Origin of the sequence: Klebsiella sp. 141240 (genome assembly GCF_050600805.1) — a bacterium.
In the GTDB taxonomy this organism is placed as follows: domain Bacteria; phylum Pseudomonadota; class Gammaproteobacteria; order Enterobacterales; family Enterobacteriaceae; genus Klebsiella; species Klebsiella aerogenes.
Genome location: NZ_JAQIRK010000016.1, coordinates 54,125 through 77,421, shown reverse-complemented (window position 1 = coordinate 77,421; position 23,297 = coordinate 54,125). Strand labels below are relative to the sequence as shown.

Genomic DNA, 23,297 nt, shown 5'->3' with positions numbered 1-23,297 from the left:
GAGGAGAACATCTGAAAATCATTGAGTCGCCTCACAGTTTCCCTACCCGAACAACTAAAGCCAACGTGAACTTTTGCGGACTTCGTGTCCGCTTTTTTTTACGTAAAAAAGCCCGGGGAGTACCCAGGCTCATTCACTCACGCGCAATCTCTTACACCAGGCGCTGTCTGGCGTCGGCAATCGCCTGCGTCACCTGCTGCGGCGAGACGCCGCCTTTGGCCGCACGTTTATCAAGGCAGGACTGCAACGACAGGATCGGATAGACGTCATCGCCGATAACGTTGCTGAACTTTTGCAGGTCGCTTAACGGTAAATCTTCCAGCGCTTTGCCCTGAGCAATCGCTTCAACCACCGCTTCACCGACGATATGGTGTGCTTCACGGAACGGAACGCCTTTTGCTACCAGGTAATCCGCCAGCTCGGTAGCGTTGGCGTAACCCTGCTGCGCCGCTTCCGCACAGCGCGGACGTTTCACCTGGATACCGTCCAGCACCAGCGCCGCCATGTGCAGGCAGTCGAGCCAGGTGTCCAGCGCATCGAACAGCCCTTCTTTGTCTTCCTGCATATCTTTGTTGTAGGCCAGCGGTAGCCCTTTCAGGGTCATCATCATGCCGGTCAGCGCGCCCTGCACGCGGCCGCATTTACCGCGGATCAGTTCCAGCGCATCCGGGTTTTTCTTCTGCGGCATCAGTGACGAGCCGGAAGTAACGCGGTCAGACAATTCAACAAAACCCGCTTCGCCGGTATTGAAGAAAATCAGATCTTCGGCAAAACGCGACAGGTGCACCATGCCGATAGAGGCATCGGAAAGCAGCTCCAGCACGTGATCGCGATCGGAGACGCTATCGAGGCTGTTACGGGTCGCCGATGCGAAACCCAACCAACCGGCCAGCTGTTCACGGTCGATTTCATAAGCGGTTCCCGCCAGCGCGCCGCAGCCCAGCGGGCTGACATCAAGGCGCTTGAGCGCATCCTGCAGGCGGCTTTCATCACGGGCCAGCATTTCAACGTAGGCCAGACACCAGTGCGCAAAAGTCACCGGCTGGGCGCGCTGCAGATGGGTATAACCCGGCATCACCGCGTCCTGATTGTTGCCCGCGGTTTCCACCAGCGCGCTTTGCAGTTGGCGGGTCGCGGACAGCAGCTCGGTGACGGTCTCTTTGCACCACAGCTTGAGATCGGTGGCGACCTGGTCATTACGACTACGTCCGGTATGCAGTTTTTTGCCCAACTGGCCGACTTTATCGATCAGTTTTCCTTCGACCCAGCTATGGATATCTTCGGCATCGCTTTCAAGGATTTGCTGCGGGTTGGCGCGTACCTCTTCCAGCAAGACGTTCAGCGCCTCTTCCAGCTGCAGCTGCTCATCGGCGGTCAGTACGCCTACGGTTACCAGCGCTTTGGACCAGGCGACGGATCCCACGATATCCTGTTCCGCCAGACGATAGTCAAAGCGTAAAGAGTCGTTGAATTGTTTGAACCGCTGATCTGCTGCCTGTGTAAAACGCCCGCCCCAAAGTGCCATAACATGCTTCCTTAATTCGTGAGTTCTGCCGGGTCGCGCTACGCTTACCCGGCCTACGGTCTTGTTGCCCCGGCAAGCAACGCGCTGCCGGGCATTCAATCTTAAGCCAAAATACGCGTACCGATCGGGGTACCGTTAAATAATGCCGGCAGCTGCTCGGCATGGCGCCAGGAGGCGATATCTACCGGACGGCCCAGCTCGCGCGCCGCGTCCAGCGCCGCGTTCACTTTCACGATCATGCCGTCGGTAATAATGCCCTGTTCAATCAGTTGCTCGGCCCTGGAGGCGGTCATTTCCGCAATCCGCTGACCTTTACCGTCGAGAATGCCGCTAACATCGGACAGCAAGATAAGATCCGCGCCCAGCGTCGCCGCCAGCGCCGTCGCTGCCTGATCGGCGTTGACGTTCATCAGTTGTCCTTGGTCGGTGACGCCGATCGAGCTCACGACAGGCAGGTAGCCGCCCGCCAACAGCGTATTGATAAGCGTCGGCGAGCCTGCCTGCGCTTTACCAACGTGGCCCAGTTCTTCATCCAACTGAGTCACCTTCACGCTATCGCCATCGCCGAGGAACAGCCCTACCGAAGCCAGACCATGCTTTTTCGCCCATGCCAGCAGCGTTTTGTTGGCGGTTCCCGCCAGCGCGCCGGTAATGATGTCAATCTGATCGGCAGGCGTTACGCGCAGGCCATTTTTCTTTTTCACCGGCAGATTAAGCTGTTTCATCAGCTCATCCACCACGCAGCCGCCGCCGTGGACGATAACCAGCGGACGCTGGTGTGTTTCGCGGTAGTGCACCAGCGCGGTAAACAGACGTTCCAGCGCTTCTTCGCTATCCAACAACACGCCGCCAAGTTTGATAATCAATGGATTGTTCATCATCACACCTTAAATTAAAGACTGCGTCTCAGCGAAGCCGAAACGAATGTTAGCGCACTGCACGGCCTGCGCTGCCGCGCCTTTCAGCAGGTTATCTTCTGCGGCCACGACGATAATATGTTCATCCTGGACGGCAAAACCGATATCACAGAATGGCAGCCCAACCACATTTTTCAGCGCCGGAACGCCTTTATCGTATAAACGGACCAACGGCTTATTGGCATAGGCCTGCTGGAAGACCTCTGCAACCTGCTCTTTACCGACGCCCGGCTTCAGGCGACAGGTAATGGTTTCAAGAATACCGCGTTTAAAATTGCCCAAATGGGGAGTGAAGATCACCTCTGCGCCCAGATGGGTGGCAATTTCTGGATGATGGCGATGATTGAAAACGCCGTACGGCTGCAGGCTGACTTCACAGAAGCTATTGCTCATCGCCGCCTTACGACCGGCGCCGCTGACGCCGCTGGTGGCGTTGATCACCGGCCACTGCTTCAGATCCAGCAGACCGGCATCGATCAGCGGTTTTAACGACAGCTGCGCCGCCGTCGGGTAGCAGCCAGGCACCGCGATCAAATTCGCCTCTTTCAATGCTTCGACGTTCCACTCCGCCAGGCCGTATACCGCCTGTTTGAGCAGGTCCGGATGCCGATGAGTGAAACCGTAGTATTTTTCGTAGAACGCGCCATCGTTGACGCGAAACGCGCCGGACAAATCGAACACCACGCAGCCCGCGGCCAAAAACTGCGGCGCCAGATCGTGGCTAACTTCATGCGCGGTCGCGAGGAACACCACATCCGCGCCAGCGCTAAATTCGCTGATATCAGACATCGCCTGCAGCGGCAGGTCGACAATACCTTTCAGCTGCGGATGTATATCGGAAATGAACTTTCCAGCATCATTACTTTGCGCGGAGACGGTCAAAGCGGTTATGTTCATATGAGGGTGGCGATTTACATAGGCCACCAGCTCTGCGCCGGCATAGCCGCTAGCTCCCACGATCAGCGTATTTAGCATTGGAAGAGCATCTCCTTACATTCGATGGGTTTTATTGCGCTCAACGATATTGTATTTTTATTCACAAATACTGCATGAATATTGATACTATCATGACCAGAGGTGTGTCAACAATGAAAAACAATTTACCGCCCTTTATCGAGATTTACCGCGCATTGATCGCCACACCTTCCATCAGCGCGACCGAAGAAGCGCTGGATCAAAGCAATGAGTCTTTAATCAATTTACTCGGCGGCTGGTTCCGCGATCTGGGCTTTAACGTCGAGATCCAGCCGGTACCTGAGACGCGTAATAAATTCAATATGTTGGCCAGTACCGGCCACGGCGCTGGCGGCCTGCTGCTCGCCGGGCATACCGATACCGTGCCTTTCGACGATGGCCGCTGGACTCGCGACCCGTTTACCCTTACCGAGCACGACAACAAACTCTACGGACTCGGCACGGCCGATATGAAAGGCTTCTTCGCGTTTATCCTCGATGCCCTGCGCGACGTTGACGTCAGTAAATTGAAAAAACCGCTGTATATACTGGCTACCGCTGACGAAGAAACCAGCATGGCGGGCGCGCGCTACTTCGCCGAAACCACACAGCTGCGCCCGGATTGCGCGATCATCGGCGAGCCGACCTCGCTGCAGCCGGTACGGGCGCATAAAGGCCACATTTCAACAGCGGTACGCGTACTGGGCCAGTCCGGCCACTCCAGCGACCCGGCGCGCGGCGTGAACGCTATCGAACTGATGCACGATGCGATTGGCCGCATCATGCAACTGCGCGATGACTTAAAAGAGCGTTACCACTACGCCGCCTTCACCGTGCCTTATCCGACGCTCAACTTGGGCGCTATTCACGGCGGCGATGCATCCAACCGCATCTGCGCCTGCTGCGAGCTGCACATGGATATTCGTCCATTGCCGGGTATGACGCTTAACGACCTGAACGGCCTGCTGGATGAAGCGCTGGCGCCGGTGAGCGAACGCTGGCCGGGGCGTCTGACGGTCTCTGAGCTGCATCCGCCGATCCCTGGCTATGAATGCCCTCCGGACCACAAGCTGGTAGAAGTGGTTGAAAAACTGCTCGGCGCGCAGACCGAAGTGGTGAACTACTGCACCGAAGCGCCGTTTATCCAGACGCTGTGTCCTACGCTGGTGTTAGGTCCGGGCTCCATCAACCAGGCCCACCAGCCGGATGAATATCTGGAGACGCGGTTTATTAAGCCGACGCGCGAGCTCATCACCCAGGTTGTCCATCACTTCTGCTGGCATTAATCGCTGCTATTTTCCCGCCTTCGCGTCCGGAGGCGGGAGAGTGACGATCGTCACACTTCCATAAGTAATGCTTATCCGCCGACCGCTGAGTTAACTTTCGCAAATTATCGCTATTTATTCGTTTGCTGAAGCGATTTCGCAGCAATTGACGCGGGGGTATTTACGTGGCTTTATAAAAGACGGGTTGCTTATCCACTGCTCAAATCACGGAGCGCCGGATATAACAAAATAAAATGAGATGGGGTGTCTGGGGTAACATGAACGAACAATATTCCGCTTTGCGTAGTAATGTCAGTATGCTCGGTAAGGTGCTGGGCGACACCATCAAGGATGCGCTAGGAGAAAACATTCTTGATCGAGTCGAAACTATCCGTAAGTTGTCCAAATCTTCTCGCGCGGGCAATGAGGCCAATCGCCAGGAGCTGCTTACCACGCTGCAAAACTTGTCCAACGACGAGCTGCTGCCGGTAGCGCGCGCCTTTAGCCAGTTTTTGAATCTGGCTAATACCGCCGAGCAATATCACAGCATTTCGCCCAACGGCGAAGCCGCCAGCAATCCGGAAGTTATTGCTCGTACCCTGAGAAAACTCAAAGACCAACCCAATCTCAACGAAGACACCATTAAAAAAGCGGTGGAATCCCTGTCGCTGGAGCTGGTGTTAACCGCTCACCCGACCGAGATCACCCGCCGGACGCTGATCCATAAAATGGTGGAAGTCAACAACTGCCTTAAGCAGTTGGATAACAAAGATATCGCCGACTACGAGCACAATCAGCTGATGCGCCGCCTGCGCCAGCTGATCGCCCAGTCCTGGCATACCGATGAAATTCGTAAGTACCGTCCTTCTCCGGTCGATGAAGCCAAATGGGGTTTCGCGGTAGTTGAAAACAGCCTGTGGGAAGGCGTGCCGAACTATCTGCGCGAGCTGAACGAACAGCTGGAAGCCAACCTCGGCTACCAGCTACCGGTTGATTTCGTCCCGGTACGCTTCACCTCCTGGATGGGCGGCGACCGTGACGGCAACCCGAACGTCACCGCCGATATCACCCGCCACGTGCTGCTGCTCAGCCGCTGGAAAGCGACCGATCTGTTCCTGAAAGATATCCAGGTGCTTATCTCTGAGCTGTCGATGGTCGAATGCACCGACGAGCTCCGCGATTTGGCCGGCGCGGAAGGCGCGCAAGAGCCGTATCGTTATCTGATGAAAAAGCTGCGTAGTCAGTTGATGGAGACCCAGGCCTGGCTGGAAGCTCGCCTGAAAGGGCAAAAACTGCCGAAACCGGCAGGGCTTATCACGCAAAACGAACAGCTGTGGGAACCGCTGTATGCCTGCTATAAATCGCTCCAGGCCTGCGGCATGGGCATCATCGCCAACGGCGAACTGCTTGATACCCTGCGCCGGGTGAAATCTTTCGGCGTACCGCTGGTGCGTATCGATATTCGTCAGGAAAGCACCCGCCACACCGAAGCGCTGGGCGAAATGACCCGCTACCTCGGGATCGGCGATTATGAAAGCTGGTCGGAAGCCGACAAGCAGGCCTTCCTGATCCGTGAACTGAACTCCAAACGCCCGCTGCTGCCGCGTCAGTGGGAGCCGAGCGAAGAGACCCGCGAAGTTCTCGACACCTGCAAAGTGATCGCCGAAGCGCCGCGTGGATCGATCGCTGCTTATGTGATCTCAATGGCCAAAACGCCGTCCGACGTGCTGGCGGTTCATTTGCTGTTAAAAGAAGCCGGTATCGGCTTCGCGCTGCCGGTTGCGCCGCTGTTTGAAACGCTGGACGACCTGAACAACGCCAACGACGTCATGACTCAGTTGCTGAATATTGACTGGTATCGCGGCTTTATTCAGGGCAAACAGATGGTCATGATCGGTTATTCCGACTCGGCCAAAGATGCTGGCGTCATGGCCGCCTCCTGGGCCCAGTACCAGGCCCAGGACGCGCTGATCAAAACCTGCGAAAAAGCCGGTATTGAACTGACGCTGTTCCACGGTCGCGGCGGCTCCATCGGTCGCGGCGGCGCGCCGGCCCACGCGGCGCTGCTCTCGCAGCCGCCGGGCAGCCTGAAAGGCGGCCTGCGCGTCACCGAACAGGGCGAGATGATCCGCTTTAAGTACGGCCTGCCGGAAGTGACCATCAGCAGCCTGTCGTTGTACACCAGCGCGATTCTGGAAGCCAACCTGCTGCCGCCGCCGGAACCAAAACCGCAGTGGCGCGAAATCATGGCCGAGCTGTCCGACGTCTCCTGCAAGATGTACCGCGGCTACGTGCGGGAAAACAAAGACTTCGTCCCTTATTTCCGCTCCGCGACCCCGGAACAAGAACTGGGCAAACTGCCGCTTGGCTCGCGCCCGGCGAAGCGTCGCCCGACCGGCGGCGTCGAGTCACTGCGCGCCATCCCGTGGATCTTCGCCTGGACCCAGAACCGCCTGATGCTGCCGGCCTGGCTGGGCGCCGGCGCCGCGCTGCAGAAAGTGGTCGAGGGCGGTAAGCAAAGCGAGCTGGAAAGCATGTGCCGCGACTGGCCGTTCTTCTCGACCCGCCTCGGAATGCTGGAAATGGTCTACTCAAAAGCCGACCTGTGGCTGGCGGAGTACTACGATCAGCGGCTGGTGAAACCGGAACTGTGGAAGCTAGGCGAAGAGCTACGTCAGCTGTTAACCGCCGATATCAAAGTGGTGCTGGCTATCGCTAATGACTCCCACCTGATGGCCGACCTGCCGTGGATCGCCGAATCCATCCAGTTGCGTAACATCTATACCGACCCGCTTAACGTCCTGCAGGCCGAACTGTTGCACCGTTCGCGCCAGGCTGAAGAGGCTGGCGAGGAACCGGATGCGCGCGTTGAGCAAGCGCTGATGGTCACCATTGCCGGCGTCGCGGCAGGGATGCGTAATACCGGCTAGTCACCGTTTCCCCCGGCCGCCCGGCCGGGGGATTTTCCCTCTCATTTTAGTGATGCAACATCTCATCGACGATCTGCTCTTTATGCAGCGCATAAGGATAATAGGTCGGCCAGTTATCCATCTCTTTCAGCAAGGCTTCCTGAGATTCATTGCCCATAAATATATGGAAATGCTGTGATTTACGCGGGCTAATAATGTGGTCGCTGAATTGGACGAATTTCGGCGCGTTACCATCGCCCTGTTGGCACTCAAACAGGTAACGAACCCCCTTCTTGCCGGAGGCGTATTGCAGAATTTTGTAGCCTGAGTAGGTATATTTGCAGCTATTAACGGTCTTGCCGACGTGGAACTCTATCACCCCATCTTCGATGCCAATCTGCTCCACATCGGTGGCGTAACCCTTCTTATAATAGGCGCGATACTCTTCCACGCTCATGGCGCCGGGCTTTTTCGCCTTCTGCTCCAGCACCGGATCAAGGTCGCCATTCAGCAGATACGGATAGACTGACTGCCAGACGCCATCCCAATCGCTCAACGCGCGATCCTTCACATCTTTATCGGCAAAAATGCCTTCGCTGGCCTGGCGTTCTGTTTCAGTTAACGCCGGGCCATGACTATGATTACCGTGGGCAAAAGCCTGAGCGCCGGCAAGCGCTATGCCGAAACCAAACGCGAGCATGGGGATCTTTCGGGTCATTACTCTCTCCTGAGTTAAATATCGATTGCGACAAAATGTTACGATATAACATATCTTAATCGGGAAGCAATAACGATGAGTTCGTACTTTTACCGCTGGAAAAATGTCCGGTATGATGAAATGCGTGGCGTTTTGGCGGGGTAAAGATGGATAACAGCATCAATCAGCTCATTGATTCATTAGTGAAAAAACAAACCTGCATTGCAGAAGTGCATTTTGCCGGAGAATCACGCCCGCCAGCCGACGCCGCGATCAAGGTTGATTTTCCACGTCTGAATATCGTCATTGAGGGGCAGTTGTACGATCTCGCCCTCGGCGATAACGCCGCGCCGCTGCAGGCGCGTGACGTACTCTATATTGCGAGCGATAGCTGGAACTGGCCGCGATGGCAGACCCCATGCCTGCTGCTAAGCATCTTATTCGGCAAACAGCAGCTGGAATTTTCGCTGCAGCGCTGGAACGGAGAAGCGCTAACCCTGGTCCAGAAGATTCAGGTACCGCGCCGCGGGCCGCGCGTGGGTTCATTTCTGCTACAGGCGCTAAATGAAATACGCATGCAGCCGCAGGAGCAGCAAACCGCCCGCTGCATCGTCATTAGCCTACTCAGCCACTGTACCGATCTACTGGGTAGCCAGGCGCAAACCTCATCGCGCAGCCAGGCGCTATTCGAGGCGATCCGCCAATATATCGATATTCATTTCGCCGAGCCGCTGAGCCGGGAATCCGTAGCACAGGCGTTTTATCTCTCTCCCAACTATCTCTCGCATCTGTTTCAGAAGTGCGGACCTATGGGCTTTAACGAATACCTCAATCATATCCGTCTCGAACAGGCGCGCATGCTGCTGAAGGGTCATGATATGAAGGTAAAAGATATCGCCCACGCCTGCGGCTTCGCCGACAGCAATTACTTCTGCCGCCTGTTTCGCAAGAATACTGAACGTTCACCTTCCGAGTATCGCCGCCAGTACCATAGCCAGCTGACGGAAAACCCCTCTGCGCCGTAAAACTAGATTTTTGTAAGTTACTGATTTCTACCTGCAGGCTCTTTCAGCCTGGAGGCACTATCACACGGACAAACGTGATCTAAATCACTCTTAACCGTAATGCGTACATTTATCCAGTTTTTGGCAAATTTGTCATCTGGCGGGCAGGCAAACGGAAGTCGTATCCTTACCTCAACATCATTGAATTACACATCGAGGAATGGTTATGGAACTCTATCTGGACACCGCGAACGTCGCTGAAGTTGAACGTCTGGCCCGCATTTATCCGCTGGCTGGCGTCACCACCAACCCGAGCATCATCGCCGCCGGCAAAACCCCGGTTTGGGACGTGCTGCCGCGCCTGCAAAAAGCCGTTGGCCCGGAAGGTATTCTGTTCGCGCAGACCATGAGTCGCGATGCGCAAGGTATGGTGGCTGAAGCCAAACGCCTGAGTAACGCCTTACCAGGAATCGTGGTTAAGATCCCGGTGACCGCCGAAGGCCTCGCCGCCATCAAAATGCTAAAAAAAGAAGGCATCCCTACGCTTGGCACCGCGGTCTATAGCGCTTCCCAGGGACTGCTCGCGGCGCTGGCCGGCGCGAAATACGTCGCGCCGTACGTCAACCGCGTCGATGCCCAGGGCGGTGACGGTATTCGCATGGTGCAAGAACTGCAATCCCTGCTGGAAATGCACGCCCCGGAAAGCAAAGTCCTGGCCGCGAGCTTCAAAACCCCGCGCCAGGCGCTGGATTGCCTGTTAGCCGGCTGCGAAGCTATCACCCTCCCCTTAGACGTAGCGCAACAAATGCTCGGCACCCCTGCGGTAGAGTCAGCCATAGAGAAGTTCGAGCAGGACTGGAATAACGCATTTGGCACGTTGAACCTGTAATCCGATCGTCGGCCGCCAACAGGCGGCTTGCACGGTCATCGAGGAGGAATCGAAATGGATCGCATTATTCAATCACCCGGTAAATACATCCAGGGCGCTGGCGCCATCAAGCGCCTCGGCGAATATCTCAAACCGCTGGCTGAACGCTGGCTAATCATCGGCGACAAGTTCGTTCTCGGCTTTGCCGAAGAGCAACTGCGTACCAGCCTGAGCGGCGCTGGTCTGGTGGCCGAAATCGCCCCGTTCGGCGGTGAATGTTCGCAAAATGAAATCAACCGCCTGCGCGATATCGCCAGCAGCGCCCAATGCCATGCGGTGCTCGGCATCGGCGGCGGCAAGACGCTGGATACCGCGAAAGCGCTGGCTCACTATATGCATCTGCCGGTGGTAGTAGCCCCAACTATCGCCTCCACCGATGCGCCGTGCAGCGCGTTGTCTGTTATCTATACCGATGATGGCGAATTCGAAAGCTATCTGATGCTGCCGCACAACCCGAACATGGTGGTTGTTGATACGCAGATCGTCGCGGCCGCGCCAGCACGCCTGCTGGCCGCCGGGATTGGCGATGCGCTGGCGACCTGGTTTGAAGCCCGCGCCTGCTCGCGCAGCGGCGCGACCACAATGGCGGGCGGTAAGTGCACACAGGCGGCGCTGGCGTTAGCGGAACTCTGCTACAACACGCTGGTTGAAGAAGGCGAAAAGGCGATGCTTGCCGCCGAGCAGCATGTGGTCACTCCAGCGCTTGAACGGGTGATCGAAGCCAACACCTACCTGAGCGGCGTCGGCTTTGAGAGCGGCGGGCTGGCGGCGGCGCACGCGATTCACAACGGCCTGACCGCCATCCCGGACGCCCATCACTTCTATCACGGCGAGAAAGTCGCATTTGGTACGCTGACGCAGCTGGTGCTGGAAAACGCGCCGGTGGAAGAGATTGAGACCGCGGCGGCGCTTTGTCACAGCGTCGGCCTGCCCATCACGCTGGCGCAGCTCGATATTAAAGGCGACATCCCGGCTAAAATGCGCACGGTCGCGGAAGCCGCCTGCGCCGAAGGCGAAACCATCCACAATATGCCGGGCGGCGCCTGCGCCGATCAGGTTTACGCCGCGCTGCTGGTGGCCGACCAATACGGTCAGCGTTTCCTGCAAGAGTGGGAATAATCTGCCCCAAATGCCCGGCATTTGCCGGGCATAACGCTTAACGAGTAATACCTTGCCTGGTAATCTGAGGTTGACGTTTTTTAAGGCTGATTATCGCCAGCGCCGCGACGATCAGCACAATACCAGCGCCTTCCACCAGCCCCGGATTTTCACCCAGCAGCCACCAGGAAAACAGCACGCCGCAAACCGGTACCGCCAGCGTACTCAGGCCGGCGACGCTGGCAGGCAGGTTACGCAGAACATACAGCCACAGACTCCAGGCCACCGCCGTCGCCAGGATTGCGCTATAGGCCAGTGCCCAAAAAACCCCAGGTTGCCAGTCAATGCTGCGCTGCGGCACCAGCCACGCCACCACGCTCATCACCAGCGCGGCATACAGCATCTGCCAGGCGGTTAACGACAGTAAATCGAGGCGCGGATAGCGGCGATACATGCGTTTGGCGACAATCGCGCTCGCCCCCCAGCTGATGCCGGAGAGGATCGCCAGCAGCGCGCTTTTCATCGAGGAGAAATCCAACTGCCAGGGCTGCAGCACCAGCAGTAGACCGCACGCCGCCAGTACGATAGCGGCATATTGTAGCCGCCGCATGCGCTCGCCTAAAAACAGCGCCGCCATGATCACCACCCAGAACGGCATGGTATAGCTGAGAATGGCGACTTTACCTGCGCCGCCGCTCATCAGCGCCCACTGCGCCAGACCGACCATGCCGCAGGTTTGCAGCAGCGCAATCGCCAGGGTGTAACCAAACGGCGTTGGCCGCATGCCGCGCCCGCGCAGCGCCAACACCGCCATCAGCACAATCGCGCCGAAAATACAGCGCAGGGCGGTAAAATCGAAAGCGCCGATATAGAGCGTTACCTGTTTCATCGCAATCCAGCTGTAGCTCCAGATAAGCGTCAGCAGGACGAGGCCGCAACCGGCCAAGAGATTGCTGTTCCTTGCAACCGTCATAACTTCTCCACCGTCATGATTTTTGCGGGCACTATACTCTCTTTGGCGGCAGGTTGCTTAAGGGCAGAGCGCACTTTTCGTGCGAAAAAAGAGGGCGGCGAATTGCAGTTCGCCGCCCCGACAGGAATGAAAAAATAGGTAAAACAGATAATTACGCTGGACGCACGCCCAGGGTATGGCAAATGGCATAGCTCATTTCGGCGCGATTCAGGGTATAGAAGTGGAAATCTTTCACTCCTTCGCGGCTTAAAATTTTCACCATGTCCATGGCGATATTCGCCCCTACCAGTTGGCGCGTTTCGGCATCGTTATCCAACCCTTCGAACATTTTCGACATCCAGGTCGGAATACGCACGTTCGTCATATCGGCAAATTTCTTCGCCTGTTTAAAGTTGGAGACTGGCAGAATGCCCGGAATAATTTCCACATCGATACCGGCGGAGACGCAGCGGTCACGGAAACGCAGGTAGCTTTCGACATCAAAAAAGAACTGAGTGATCGCGCGATTAGCGCCCGCTTCTACTTTACGTTTCAGGTTCAATAAGTCGGCCTGCGCGCTTTTGGCTTCCGGATGCACTTCCGGATAGGCGGCGACGGAGATATCAAAATCACCGACGTCTTTTAGCAGCGTCACCAGGTCGGCGGCGTACATCTCCGGCTTGCCGCTACCCGGCGGCAGGTCGCCGCGCAGCGCGACGATATGGCGGATACCGTTGTTCCAGTAATCCTGGGCAATCGCGCGCAGTTCATCGCGGCTGGCGTCGATACAGGTCAGGTGCGGCGCTGCTTCCAGACCGGTGCGGTCTTTAATGCCCTTGATAATGCTATGAGTGCGGTCGCGCTCGCCGGAGTTCGCCCCGTAGGTGACGGAAACAAACTTCGGCTTCAGGCTGCTTAAGCGATCGATGGATTTCCACAGGGTTTGCTCCATTTCACTGGTACGCGGCGGAAAGAATTCAAAGGACACATTAATCTGGCCCTGGACTTCCGCCAGGCTCTGATTCAGGGCTTCCCGCTGATTGGCGTGAAAAAAGCTCATACCTTACCTCATCAATCGCATTATATTTATCAGTCGTGTTGCGAACTTCTATACGTTTAGACGTCCAGATGTAAAAATGACGGAAAAGCGGGCGGGCGTCAATAGAAAAATCTGCGTAAACAGTGAGGAATTTTCAGTCAAAGTGAAAAAAGTTCATCTGGCGTCAGGCCAGGCGCGCCCTGGCGTTGTTTTAAGATTTTATCACCTACGTAATTTGAAGTAGTTCAAAAAATCGCACATCTCCCCCCTTGGCACGCCGATTACTATTGCAGCAACGCCCGCCTTGATCCACATTAAGTAGAACGTTCTAGTAGAACGTTCTACTTAATGTATCATCGCCAATAATATCTATTCGGGGTAATCAGCATGAGTCTGTGGTCAGGGTTCATAAAATCATTATCAAAACTGTCGATGATCGGCCGCGCCTTAATGCTGCCGATTTCGCTCCTCCCGGCCGCCGGCTTGCTGTTGGCCTTTGGGGACAAATTCCATTTACCGCTGATGATGAATGCCGGCGGTATTATTTTCGATAACCTACCGATGCTCTTCGCTATCGGCTCCGCGGTCGGCCTGGCGTCAGAATCCGGTATCGCCGCGCTATCGGCGGCGGTCTCCGTTTTCGTCACCAACATCACCATCGGTACCGTGCTCGGTATCACGCCGGAAATGGCCGCACAGGGCGGGAAATACGCGATGGTGGTCGGCATCCCGACGTTACAGATGGGGGTATTCGGCGGGCTAATCTGCGGGATCCTCGCCGCCTGGTGTTATAACCGCTTCCATACGTTGCAATTACCGGAATTCCTCGGCTTCTTCTCCGGTAAGCGCTTTGTGGCGATCGCCACCGCCTTCTTGTCGTTCATCCTCGGCCTGCTGCTACCTTACGTCTGGCAGCATATCCAGGCCGGAATTGATTCCCTGTCGATGGTGATTAACGGCGATAACCAGGCCGCCTCAACCTTTATTTTCGGCCTCGTTGAACGCGCGCTGATCCCGCTTGGCCTGCACCACATCTGGTACCCTTCCTTCTGGTATTCTTTTGGCGATTACACTACCCAGGCAGGCCAGATGATCCACGGCGACCAGACCATCTGGTTTAAGATGCTGGAAGAAGGGGTGAAATCCTTTAGCACCGACAGTTATCAAAACGCCGGCAAATTTATGCAGGGTGAATTCCCGCTGATGCTGTTCGCTCTGCCGGCCGCCTGTCTGGCGATGTATCACGAAGCGCATACTAAAAATAAAAAAATCGCGGCCGGTATTCTCTTCTCCGCCGCGCTGACCTGCTTCCTGACCGGCATCACCGAACCCGTCGAATTCACCTTTATCTTCGTGGCGCCGATTCTGTACGTCTTTAACGCCATTATGGCTGGGCTCTCGTACATGACCATGTACCTGCTGCACGCGCATATCGCCAAGTCGTTCTCCGCCGGGCTTATCGACTATATCTCCTTCGGTATTTTGCCTTCCATGAACGGCTATCAGACAAACTTCTTCAGCGCGGTGATTGTTGGCGTGCCGATGGCGCTGATTTATTATTTCACCTTCCGTTTCGTGATCCGCCGCTTCGATGTGAAAACGCCGGGACGTACCGATATCACCGTAACGGCCAATGATAAAACCGACACCGAACTGGCAACCGAAATAGTCAGCCTGCTCGGCGGTTCGCAGAATATCGACTCGGTTGGCGCCTGCATCACCCGCTTGCGTCTGGAGGTTGCCGAACGCGATGCGGTAGATAAAGACGGCCTCAACAGTATCGGCGCGCGCGGCGTAGTCTTCGTCGGTGATAACGGCATCCAGATAATTTTTGGCGCCAGGGCGCAATTTATCGCCCAAACCATGTCGGGGATGATTGGCAAATAAGCAGAAGATGTTATGGTGTGGAAGATCGCTTGTCCCGGAGAAGCGATCTTCTGCTATCTGACTGTCATACAACAGTTTTCATGGAGCGATTTTGAAGAAAGTCAGCATTATAGATGTGGCGAAACTGGCCGGAGTTTCCGTTTCTACGGTCTCGCTGGTATTACGTCAAAAAGGGAAGATTTCCGACGCCACCATCGAAAAAGTCAATGCTGCCATCCAGGAGCTCGGCTATGTGCATAACGTCGCCGCCGCCAACCTTCGCGCCAACACCACCAACCTGATCGGCCTGATTCTTCGCGATTTCAACGACAGTTTTTCCATCAAAGTGATGGCCAATATCGTGCAGGAACTGGAGAAACAGGGCTACATGGTTTTTCTCGGTCAGCCGCTTAACGATAGCGACTATCTGGATCGCTGCCTGCTGTCATTTAAACAACAGGGCGTCGCCGGCGTGATTTATCTTGATGCTGATACCACCAGCAATACGCTGCCAGCAGCGCTGCTGCGTTGCCCGCTACCGCTAGTGGCCGTCTCGCAAACGCCGTTAATCGACAACCGCGATCGCGTGGTCCGCGATAACCGTCAGGCCGCGAGCATCGCCGCGCGTTATCTGATCGAGCGCGGCCATCGCTACATTGCCTATATCGGCGGTCAGGAAAACGATCTCATCCGCCAGCAGCGATTGCTCGGCTTTTACAGCACGCTAGAGAAAAACGGCATGGCGGTGCGCGAAGAGTTTGCGCCTGCCTGTCACGACAACACGCAGGCCGCGAGTATCGCCACCCGTCAGCTACTGGAACAGAACAACGCTATTACCGCGCTGCTGTGCCATTCGCCGGACGCGATGATTGGCTGTCTCAACGGTATTCATCAGGTGGGGCGGACGGTAGGTAAAGATGTTTTTCTTACCCAGCAGGTGGCGCTGGTGGGTTTCGAAGATATGATGCATGTGAATTTGACCTCGCCGTCCTTTACCTATGTCTCCTCCGCCAGCGAAGAGACCGGCCGTCAGGCCGCCGCGTTAATTATCCGCAAGATCAAAGAACCCACGCTGCCGACGCAGCATATCACCCTCTCCGGGCAGCTCGTCGCGCGGGAATCCGCATAATGAAGGCCGGCCCAGCGGGCCGGCTTGAGAGATTACAGCAGTTGCGCCAGACGGTTAATATCTGACTGAATCGCCCCGGCGGTAACATCGCGACCCGCGCCTGGCCCACGAATCACCATTGGGTTATCGCGATACCAGCGACTCTCGATAGCGAAGACGTTATCGCACGGCAGCAGCGCCGCCAGTGGATGTTCCTGACGCACCGCTTCGACCCCGACGCGTGCTTTACCGTTGGCATCAAAACGCGCCACGTAACGCAACACCAGCCCCATTTCACGGGCGGCTTCAAGGCGCTGCAGCATCTGTTCGTTCAGCTCTTCGCCGTTCTCAAAGAAGTGGTCAACCGAGCCCTCTTCGCAATGCGCCGGAACCAGCGATTCCACGCGCACCTGATCCGGCTCGATATTGTAACCAGCTTCGCGCGCCAGGATCACCAGCTTGCGCATCACGTCTTTACCCGACAGATCAACGCGCGGGTCCGGTTCGGTCAGCCCTTGCTGCCAGGCCTGATCCACCAGTTCGGTAAATGGCACCGTGCCGTCAAACTGCAGGAACAGCCAGGAGAGCGTACCGGAGAAGATACCGCTCAGCCCCAGGATGGTATCGCCGCTGTCGATGAGATCGCGCACCGTATGGTTAACCGGCAAACCTGCGCCGACGGTGGCGTTATACAGCCAGTGACGGCCGGTTTTTTCGAAGGCGTCGTGGATCTGGCGATATTTATCGCTGCTGCTGGCGCCCGCCAGCTTATTGGCGCTGATCACGTGGAAGCCGTGGCTGGCGAAATCCAGATACTGATCGGCCAGCTGTTCGCTGGCGGTCACGTCCAGCACTACTAAATCATCATAAGGGTGCGCGCGCATCCACAGGAATAGCGACTCTTCATCCTGCTCAACCGCTTCATCTTCAAAGAATGCCAATGCGCGACTGGCATCCAGGCCTTCATAGTTCAGCAGGCTACGGCGGCTATCCACCACCCCGGCCAGCAGGAACTCAAAGCCGGTACGGGCGGAAAGCGTGCTCTGCTCGCGCGCGAACAACTCCAGCCAGCGGGAACCGATATTGCCTTTGCCGAACAGCACCAGACCGATGCGTTTTTCAGCACGGAACACGGAATGATGCAGCCCCTGAATCAGGCTCTCGGTTGGGCCGGCGCGCAGTACCGCCACCAGGCTGATACCCTCTTCCGATTGCCAGGTAAACTCTACCGGCTGCCCTTTCAATTGCTGCCAGAAACGGTGGCAGTGCAATGGATTGCGGGTCACGCCCGCGCCGACCATCGCGACCAGCGCCAGCTTCTGGCGCAGACGCAGCTCGCCCGGCAGGCCCGCCTCGTCCAGCAGCTTCAGCGCGCTATCGGCCACCTCAGAGGTGTAACAGAACTGCAGCAGCTTACGGTCGGCATGCACGCCCACCGCCAGCGGGCGCAGCTGCGCGCGTTTGAAAATCTGATCCAGCTCTTTATGCGCCAGCTTGAAATCCTGCCCGGCAGGCACCTGGAATTCAATCAGGCAGACGTCGTCGTGACTGGTGACAATACGCGCGCCGGTGCCGGATGCCAGCACGCGCTCAATGCGCGTCGAACCCTGGTCGGGGGTGTAGCTGCAGCGCAGCTGTAAATCGATATCGCTGCCGGAAACCGGCTGTAGCGTACGCGCGTGCAGTACCGGCGCCGCCAGGCGAGCCAGCTCGCTGGCTTCATCAAGACGCAGCAGCGGCAGCAGGCATGCATCTTTCACTTTACGCGGGTCGGCGCTGTAAACCCCGGCCACATCGCTCCAGATGGTGACACGGGAGACCCCGGCCAGCGCGCCAATTTGGGTGGCGGAGTAGTCGGAACCGTTACGGCCCAGCAGTACGGTTTCCCCGGCATTGTTACGAGCGATAAAGCCGGTAACCACCAGCCGTTTGTTGGGGTGCTGCGCCATCAACTGTTGTAACAACGGGTAGGACAAGCCTTCATCAACCTGCGGCTGCGCGGCACGTTCCGCGCGCAGGAAAGCGCGCGCGTCCAGCCAGGCGGCTTCAACGCCAAGGTGGTTCAGTACCGCCGCCATCAGGCGCGCGGACCACACTTCGCCATGGCCGACAACTTCGGCATATACCGCATCGGTGACGCCGCTATCCAGCAGACCCGCCAGACGTTCAAGATCGTGAATAAACGTCGCGATCAGCGCGTCAGCGGCGTCCGCCGGCAACAGGCCGGCGATCAGATCCATTTGATAGCGACGCAGCGCTTGTTGCACCTGATGCGCAGAAAGACGATCGGTCTGGCTTAGCTGCAGCCAGCTAATCAGCTGGTTGGTGGTGCTACCGGCGGCTGAGACGACCATCATATCGCCTGCCTGCGCATAGTCCGTCATGATCCCGGCGACGCGCAGGTAACATTTCGCATCCGCTAAACTACTCCCACCAAATTTGTGCAGCTGACGACCCTTCGCCCCTGCCTGCGCAATCACACTCATCTTTATTCCTCGTTTGCTGCCCGGAAGCCATTTTCCAGGTCGGCAATTAAATCTTCACCATCTTCAATACCGGTCGAAATACGCAGGAGCGTTTCCGAGATCCCTGCCGCCGCACGCGCTTCCGGCGCCATGCCCGCATGCGTCATCGTCGCCGCATGGGAAATCAGGCTCTCAACGCCCCCCAACGATTCCGCCAGCGTAAAGAGCGATAAACCGCTCAAGAAGCGACGCAGCGTCTGCTCATCGCCATCGAGCTCGAAGCTTAGCATCGCTCCAAAACCTTTTTGCTGACGCGCTGCAATCTCGTGCCCCTGATTCTCCGGCAGGGACGGATGATACAGCTTTTTCACCAGCGGCTGGGTTTTCAGATAGTCGACTATCGCCTGCGCGTTGCGCTGCGCCACTTCCATTCGCGGAGAAAGGGTACGCAAACCACGCAATAACAGATAGCTATCAAACGCCCCGCCGGTGACGCCGATATTATTCGCCCACCATGCCAGTTCGGTGACAGTTTCAGGATCTTTGGCAATCACCACCCCGGCGACCACGTCAGAGTGGCCGTTGAGATATTTGGTGCACGAATGCAACACCAGATCGGCGCCCAGCGCCAGCGGATTTTGCAACGCTGGGCTCAGGAAGGTGTTATCCACCACGCTCACTGCGCCGGCTTCACGCGCCAGCCCGCAGATTTTCGCAATATCGACCACCCGCAGCAATGGGTTGCTCGGGCTTTCGACCAGCACCAGCTTCGGTTGTTCCGCTAATGCTTCACGTAATGCCTGCTCATCGCTTTGATCGACAAAGCGCACGCGATAGCAGCCGCGTTTCGCCAGGCTGTCAAACAGACGATAGCTGCCGCCATAACAGTCGTGCGGCGCCACCAGCAGATCGCCCGGTTTCAGGAACACCGTGGTCACCAGCAGGATAGCCGACATTCCGGTATTGGTCAGTACCGCGCCCGCGCCGCCTTCCAGTTCCGCCAGCGCGCGCTGTACGACATCGCGAGTCGGGTTGCCGCGACGGGAATAATCGTGGGCGCGAGGTTCATTGAAACCGGTGAAATTATAGGTGCTGGAGAGGTGAATCGGCGGGACAACGCAACCGTACTGTTCGTCGTCATTTAAACCGCTACGCACTGCAATGGTGGCCTGTTTACGCGTCATGTTTGGACAGTTCCTGGGCTGTTCGGTGAGAAGTCAGGCCTCAGAGTAATCATTGTCACAATAGACGTCAATACATCTGGACATCTAAACTTCTTTGCGTATAGATTGAGCAAAAGACAAATAGCCGTTAAAATTATATGCATTAGCGCACGTCGGCGGCGGCTTATCTCATGTCGGAAAGCGCGCTCATACGGTAAACTACGCGCAATTATGGCCGGGCGTAATGTTCTGGCCCTTAACTAATAAACAGAGGATTAAGGTATCTCATGGCTGAATGGAGCGGCGAATATATCAGCCCATACGCTGAGCACGGTAAGAAGAGTGAGCAAGTAAAAAAAATTACGGTTTCCATTCCTCTGAAGGTGTTAAAGATCCTCACCGATGAACGCACGCGTCGTCAGGTGAACAACCTGCGTCACGCCACGAATAGCGAACTGCTGTGCGAGGCGTTCCTGCATGCCTTTACCGGTCAACCGTTACCTAACGATGAAGACCTGCGTAAAGAGCGCAGCGATGAAATCCCGGAAGCGGCGAAAGAGATTATGCGTGAACTGGGTATCGACCCGGATACGTGGGAATACTAAGACATAAAAAAAGCGGAAGATATCTTCCGCTTTTTTTATCCCTCGGCCTGGCCAGACGAAGGATACAAAAAAGCCGCCCTGAGGCGGCTCTTTCTGGCAACTTACTTGCTGCCCGGGATGCTGAAGCGCTTGTTGAAGCGGTCAACACGGCCACCGGTAGCAACATCACGCTGTTTGCCGGTGTAGAACGGGTGGCATTTACCGCACACGTCGAGGTTCAGGTCGTGACCAACGGTGGAACGGATTTTCATGACATTACCGCAAGAACAGGTAGCAGTAATTTCTTCGTAATTTGGGTGAATACCTTTTTTCATGGGAGAACCTCAGTTAAGGCCGCGTCGCTCTTCCAGCCCTAACGCCAGACACCACGCGATATTAATAATTTCCCGACGACCTTCGCACAGCTGGCGCATACCAGCTTAACGAATTTCCCGGGTTTTGGGATGTTTGATGCGGCATAAAGCGCACCAAAGGCGGCGAATCATACAGAATTTGACCAGCAGATGCAAACTTATCCGCGCCACCTTCGGTAATGTGTATACTAACCCGCCAGATTTCAAGTCAGGAAGATTCCATGTCCGTCGCTCATGTCGCCCTGCCCGTTCCGCTGCCCCGCACCTTTGACTATTTGTTGCCTGAAGGCATCCCGGTCAAGGCGGGCTGTCGCGTACGCGTGCCGTTCGGCAAACAGGAGCGAATCGGTATCGTGGTGTCGGTCAGCGAACGTAGCGAACTCCCACTCGCCGAACTCAAACCGGTCGCCGAAGCGCTGGATAGCGAACCGGTTTTTTCCTCTACCGTCTGGCGCATGTTGCTATGGGCCGCGGATTACTATCATCATCCCATCGGCGATGTGCTGTTCCACGCGCTGCCGATTATGCTGCGCCAGGGCAAACCGGCCAGCGCCGCGCCAATGTGGTACTGGTTTGCGACGGAACAGGGACAAGCGCTGGATATCAACAGCCTTAAACGCTCGCCGAAACAGCAGCAGGCGCTGGCAGCGCTGCGCCAGGGCAAAATCTGGCGCTATCAGGTCGCAGAACTTGAATTCAATGACGCGGCGCTACAGGCGCTGCGCGGCAAAGGGCTGGCGGAATTGGCCAGCGAATCCCCAGCCATTAGCGATTGGCGGACCAGCTTCGCGGTGCCCGGCGAACGGCTGCGCCTGAATACCGAGCAGGCGACCGCCGTCGGGGCAATTCATAGCGCCTCGGACCGTTTCTCCGCCTGGCTGCTGGCGGGTATTACCGGCTCAGGGAAAACGGAAGTCTATCTGAGCGTGCTGGAGAACGTGCTGGCGCAGGGTCGGCAGGCGCTGGTAATGGTGCCGGAAATCGGCCTGACGCCGCAGACTATCGCCCGCTTCCGCCAGCGTTTTAACGCTCCGGTGGAGGTCCTGCATTCGGGTCTCAACGACAGCGAGCGCCTCGCATCATGGTTAAAGGCGAAAAATGGCGAAGCGGCGATCGTCATCGGCACCCGCTCCTCGCTGTTTACGCCGTTTAAAGACCTCGGCGTTATTGTCATCGACGAAGAACACGATAGCTCCTATAAACAGCAGGAAGGCTGGCGTTATCACGCTCGCGACCTGGCGGTATGGCGCGCCCATAGCGAACAGATCCCGATTATCCTCGGCTCGGCGACCCCGGCGCTGGAGACGCTCTATAACGTGCGCCAGCGCAAGTACCGTGAGTTAAAGCTGACCAAACGCGCGGGCAACGCCCGCCCGGCGCAGCAGCACGTGCTCGATTTAAAGGGCCAGCAGCTACAGGCGGGCCTATCGCCTGCGCTGATTAACCGCATGCGACAGCATCTGCAGGCCGACAATCAGGTGATCCTGTTTTTGAACCGCCGCGGTTTCGCCCCGGCGCTGCTATGCCACGACTGCGGCTGGATAGCGGAGTGCCCGCGCTGCGATAGTTACTACACCCTGCATCAGGCGCAGCATCATCTGCGTTGCCACCACTGCGACAGCCAGCGCCCCATTCCGCGCCAATGTCCTTCCTGCGGGTCGACGCACCTGGTGCCAGTGGGTCTCGGGACTGAACAGCTGGAGCAGGCGCTGGCGCCGATGTTCCCTGATGTACCAATCTCACGTATCGACCGCGATACCACCAGCCGTAAAGGGGCGCTGGAGCAATATCTTGCCGACGTCCATCGCGGCGGCGCACGCATTCTGATTGGCACCCAAATGCTGGCTAAGGGACATCATTTCCCGGACGTCACCCTGGTGTCGCTGCTGGATGTCGACGGCGCGCTGTTTTCCGCCGACTTTCGCTCGGCGGAGCGTTTTGCCCAGCTCTATACCCAGGTCTCCGGCCGCGCCGGGCGCGCGGGCAAACAGGGTGAAGTGATCCTGCAAACCCATCATCCGGAACACCCGCTGCTGCAGACCCTGCTGTATAAAGGCTACGATGCGTTTGCCGAGCAGGCGCTGGCGGAACGGCAAACCATGCAGCTACCGCCGTGGACCAGTCACGTGCTGATCCGCGCCGAAGACCATAATAACCAGCAGGCGCCGCTGTTTTTACAGCAGTTACGTAACCTGTTGCAGGCCAGCCCGCTGGCCGATGATAAACTGTGGGTACTCGGCCCGGTCCCCGCGCTGGCGCCGAAGCGCGGCGGGCGCTGGCGCTGGCAAATTCTACTCCAGCACCCTTCCCGCATACGTCTACAGCATATCGTCAGCGGTACGCTGGCGTTGATAAACACCCTGCCGGAAGCGCGTAAAGTGAAGTGGGTACTGGATGTCGATCCTATTGAAGGCTAACGCTTCTCTTGCGAGGCGGATCGAAAAATTCA

General features: G+C 56.9%; 17 protein-coding genes and 1 pseudogene. 9 read left to right on the top strand and 9 right to left on the bottom strand.

Annotation, left to right across the window (positions count from 1 at the left end; genetic code table 11):
- Positions 1–151: 151 nt before the first annotated feature.
- From argH to argC, 3 genes are all read right to left on the bottom strand, one after another.
- Positions 152–1,525, bottom strand: coding sequence for an argininosuccinate lyase (gene argH / locus PGQ95_RS21605; protein WP_087858723.1), 1,374 nt, complete (start codon positions 1,523–1,525; stop codon positions 152–154).
- A 101-nt stretch (positions 1,526–1,626) separates the two neighbouring features.
- The gene (gene argB, locus PGQ95_RS21600) at positions 1,627–2,403 is read right to left on the bottom strand and encodes an acetylglutamate kinase (protein ID WP_113374915.1); all 777 of its coding nucleotides are present in this window, start codon (positions 2,401–2,403) and stop codon (positions 1,627–1,629) included.
- A 9-nt stretch (positions 2,404–2,412) separates the two neighbouring features.
- Positions 2,413–3,417, bottom strand: a complete 1,005-nt coding sequence (gene argC, locus PGQ95_RS21595; protein ID WP_271032462.1) for an N-acetyl-gamma-glutamyl-phosphate reductase — start codon at positions 3,415–3,417, stop codon at positions 2,413–2,415.
- 113 nt (positions 3,418–3,530) lie between these two features.
- Between argC and argE the strand changes: the two genes are divergently transcribed.
- The gene (gene argE / locus PGQ95_RS21590; RefSeq protein ID WP_015368914.1) at positions 3,531–4,682 is read left to right on the top strand and encodes an acetylornithine deacetylase; all 1,152 of its coding nucleotides are present in this window, start codon (positions 3,531–3,533) and stop codon (positions 4,680–4,682) included.
- Between the two features lie 257 nt (positions 4,683–4,939).
- The gene (gene ppc, locus PGQ95_RS21585) at positions 4,940–7,591 is read left to right on the top strand and encodes a phosphoenolpyruvate carboxylase (protein ID WP_047047252.1); all 2,652 of its coding nucleotides are present in this window, start codon (positions 4,940–4,942) and stop codon (positions 7,589–7,591) included.
- Between the two features lie 46 nt (positions 7,592–7,637).
- Here ppc and zinT read toward each other — a convergent pair whose 3' ends face one another.
- Positions 7,638–8,288 (bottom strand): metal-binding protein ZinT, encoded by a 651-nt coding sequence (zinT, locus tag PGQ95_RS21580; protein ID WP_113374913.1) that lies wholly within the window; start codon positions 8,286–8,288, stop codon positions 7,638–7,640.
- A 24-nt stretch (positions 8,289–8,312) separates the two neighbouring features.
- On the opposite strand from zinT, the pseudogene PGQ95_RS21575 reads away from it, so the two are divergent.
- From PGQ95_RS21575 to gldA, 3 genes and pseudogenes are all read left to right on the top strand, one after another.
- Positions 8,313–9,292: pseudogene (locus PGQ95_RS21575) on the top strand (helix-turn-helix transcriptional regulator).
- A 205-nt stretch (positions 9,293–9,497) separates the two neighbouring features.
- A complete protein-coding gene (gene fsa, locus PGQ95_RS21570; protein WP_430919270.1) occupies positions 9,498–10,160 on the top strand; it encodes a fructose-6-phosphate aldolase in 663 nt (220 codons plus the stop codon).
- A gap of 54 nt (positions 10,161–10,214) precedes the next feature.
- Entirely contained in the window at positions 10,215–11,318 is a 1,104-nt protein-coding gene (gene gldA, locus PGQ95_RS21565) for a bifunctional L-1,2-propanediol dehydrogenase/glycerol dehydrogenase (RefSeq protein ID WP_213317839.1), read from the top strand.
- Positions 11,319–11,355: 37 nt separating this feature from the next.
- Here gldA and PGQ95_RS21560 read toward each other — a convergent pair whose 3' ends face one another.
- Both PGQ95_RS21560 and metF read right to left on the bottom strand, forming a co-directional pair.
- On the bottom strand, positions 11,356–12,270 hold the full coding sequence (locus PGQ95_RS21560; RefSeq protein WP_015368920.1) for a DMT family transporter: 915 nt from the start codon (positions 12,268–12,270) through the stop codon (positions 11,356–11,358).
- A gap of 151 nt (positions 12,271–12,421) precedes the next feature.
- Complete coding sequence (gene metF / locus PGQ95_RS21555; RefSeq protein WP_015368922.1) at positions 12,422–13,309, bottom strand: methylenetetrahydrofolate reductase; 888 nt, start codon at positions 13,307–13,309, stop codon at positions 12,422–12,424.
- A 366-nt stretch (positions 13,310–13,675) separates the two neighbouring features.
- Here metF and PGQ95_RS21550 point away from each other — a divergent pair, with 366 nt between their 5' ends.
- Complete coding sequence (locus PGQ95_RS21550; protein WP_430919267.1) at positions 13,676–15,175, top strand: PTS transporter subunit EIIC; 1,500 nt, start codon at positions 13,676–13,678, stop codon at positions 15,173–15,175.
- Between the two features lie 91 nt (positions 15,176–15,266).
- Positions 15,267–16,283 carry a Mal regulon transcriptional regulator MalI gene (malI, locus tag PGQ95_RS21545; RefSeq protein ID WP_113374903.1) on the top strand — a complete coding sequence of 339 codons (1,017 nt, stop codon included), beginning with the start codon at positions 15,267–15,269 and terminating at the stop codon, positions 16,281–16,283.
- Between the two features lie 32 nt (positions 16,284–16,315).
- Here malI and PGQ95_RS21540 read toward each other — a convergent pair whose 3' ends face one another.
- Positions 16,316–18,748 carry a bifunctional aspartate kinase/homoserine dehydrogenase II gene (locus PGQ95_RS21540; protein WP_045395300.1) on the bottom strand — a complete coding sequence of 811 codons (2,433 nt, stop codon included), beginning with the start codon at positions 18,746–18,748 and terminating at the stop codon, positions 16,316–16,318.
- Positions 18,749–18,750: 2 nt separating this feature from the next.
- Complete coding sequence (metB, locus tag PGQ95_RS21535; protein WP_015368924.1) at positions 18,751–19,911, bottom strand: cystathionine gamma-synthase; 1,161 nt, start codon at positions 19,909–19,911, stop codon at positions 18,751–18,753.
- Positions 19,912–20,177: 266 nt separating this feature from the next.
- On the opposite strand from metB, the gene metJ reads away from it, so the two are divergent.
- Positions 20,178–20,495 (top strand): met regulon transcriptional regulator MetJ, encoded by a 318-nt coding sequence (gene metJ, locus PGQ95_RS21530; RefSeq protein ID WP_004107547.1) that lies wholly within the window; start codon positions 20,178–20,180, stop codon positions 20,493–20,495.
- Positions 20,496–20,596: 101 nt separating this feature from the next.
- Here metJ and rpmE read toward each other — a convergent pair whose 3' ends face one another.
- Positions 20,597–20,809, bottom strand: a complete 213-nt coding sequence (gene rpmE, locus PGQ95_RS21525) for a 50S ribosomal protein L31 (protein WP_087858736.1) — start codon at positions 20,807–20,809, stop codon at positions 20,597–20,599.
- A 260-nt stretch (positions 20,810–21,069) separates the two neighbouring features.
- On the opposite strand from rpmE, the gene priA reads away from it, so the two are divergent.
- On the top strand, positions 21,070–23,265 hold the full coding sequence (priA, locus tag PGQ95_RS21520) for a primosomal protein N' (RefSeq protein ID WP_063414048.1): 2,196 nt from the start codon (positions 21,070–21,072) through the stop codon (positions 23,263–23,265).
- The last annotated feature ends 32 nt before the right edge of the window (positions 23,266–23,297 follow it).

Coding starts and splice junctions, on each gene's coding strand:
- argH (WP_087858723.1), bottom strand. CDS start 1,525: ATGGCACTTTGGGGCGGGCGTTTTACACAGGCAGCAGATCAGCGGTTC.
- argB (WP_113374915.1), bottom strand. CDS start 2,403: ATGAACAATCCATTGATTATCAAACTTGGCGGCGTGTTGTTGGATAGC.
- argC (WP_271032462.1), bottom strand. CDS start 3,417: ATGCTAAATACGCTGATCGTGGGAGCTAGCGGCTATGCCGGCGCAGAG.
- argE (WP_015368914.1), top strand. CDS start 3,531: ATGAAAAACAATTTACCGCCCTTTATCGAGATTTACCGCGCATTGATC.
- ppc (WP_047047252.1), top strand. CDS start 4,940: ATGAACGAACAATATTCCGCTTTGCGTAGTAATGTCAGTATGCTCGGT.
- zinT (WP_113374913.1), bottom strand. CDS start 8,288: ATGACCCGAAAGATCCCCATGCTCGCGTTTGGTTTCGGCATAGCGCTT.
- fsa (WP_430919270.1), top strand. CDS start 9,498: ATGGAACTCTATCTGGACACCGCGAACGTCGCTGAAGTTGAACGTCTG.
- gldA (WP_213317839.1), top strand. CDS start 10,215: ATGGATCGCATTATTCAATCACCCGGTAAATACATCCAGGGCGCTGGC.
- PGQ95_RS21560 (WP_015368920.1), bottom strand. CDS start 12,270: ATGACGGTTGCAAGGAACAGCAATCTCTTGGCCGGTTGCGGCCTCGTC.
- metF (WP_015368922.1), bottom strand. CDS start 13,309: ATGAGCTTTTTTCACGCCAATCAGCGGGAAGCCCTGAATCAGAGCCTG.
- PGQ95_RS21550 (WP_430919267.1), top strand. CDS start 13,676: ATGAGTCTGTGGTCAGGGTTCATAAAATCATTATCAAAACTGTCGATG.
- PGQ95_RS21540 (WP_045395300.1), bottom strand. CDS start 18,748: ATGAGTGTGATTGCGCAGGCAGGGGCGAAGGGTCGTCAGCTGCACAAA.
- metB (WP_015368924.1), bottom strand. CDS start 19,911: ATGACGCGTAAACAGGCCACCATTGCAGTGCGTAGCGGTTTAAATGAC.
- metJ (WP_004107547.1), top strand. CDS start 20,178: ATGGCTGAATGGAGCGGCGAATATATCAGCCCATACGCTGAGCACGGT.
- rpmE (WP_087858736.1), bottom strand. CDS start 20,809: ATGAAAAAAGGTATTCACCCAAATTACGAAGAAATTACTGCTACCTGT.
- priA (WP_063414048.1), top strand. CDS start 21,070: ATGTCCGTCGCTCATGTCGCCCTGCCCGTTCCGCTGCCCCGCACCTTT.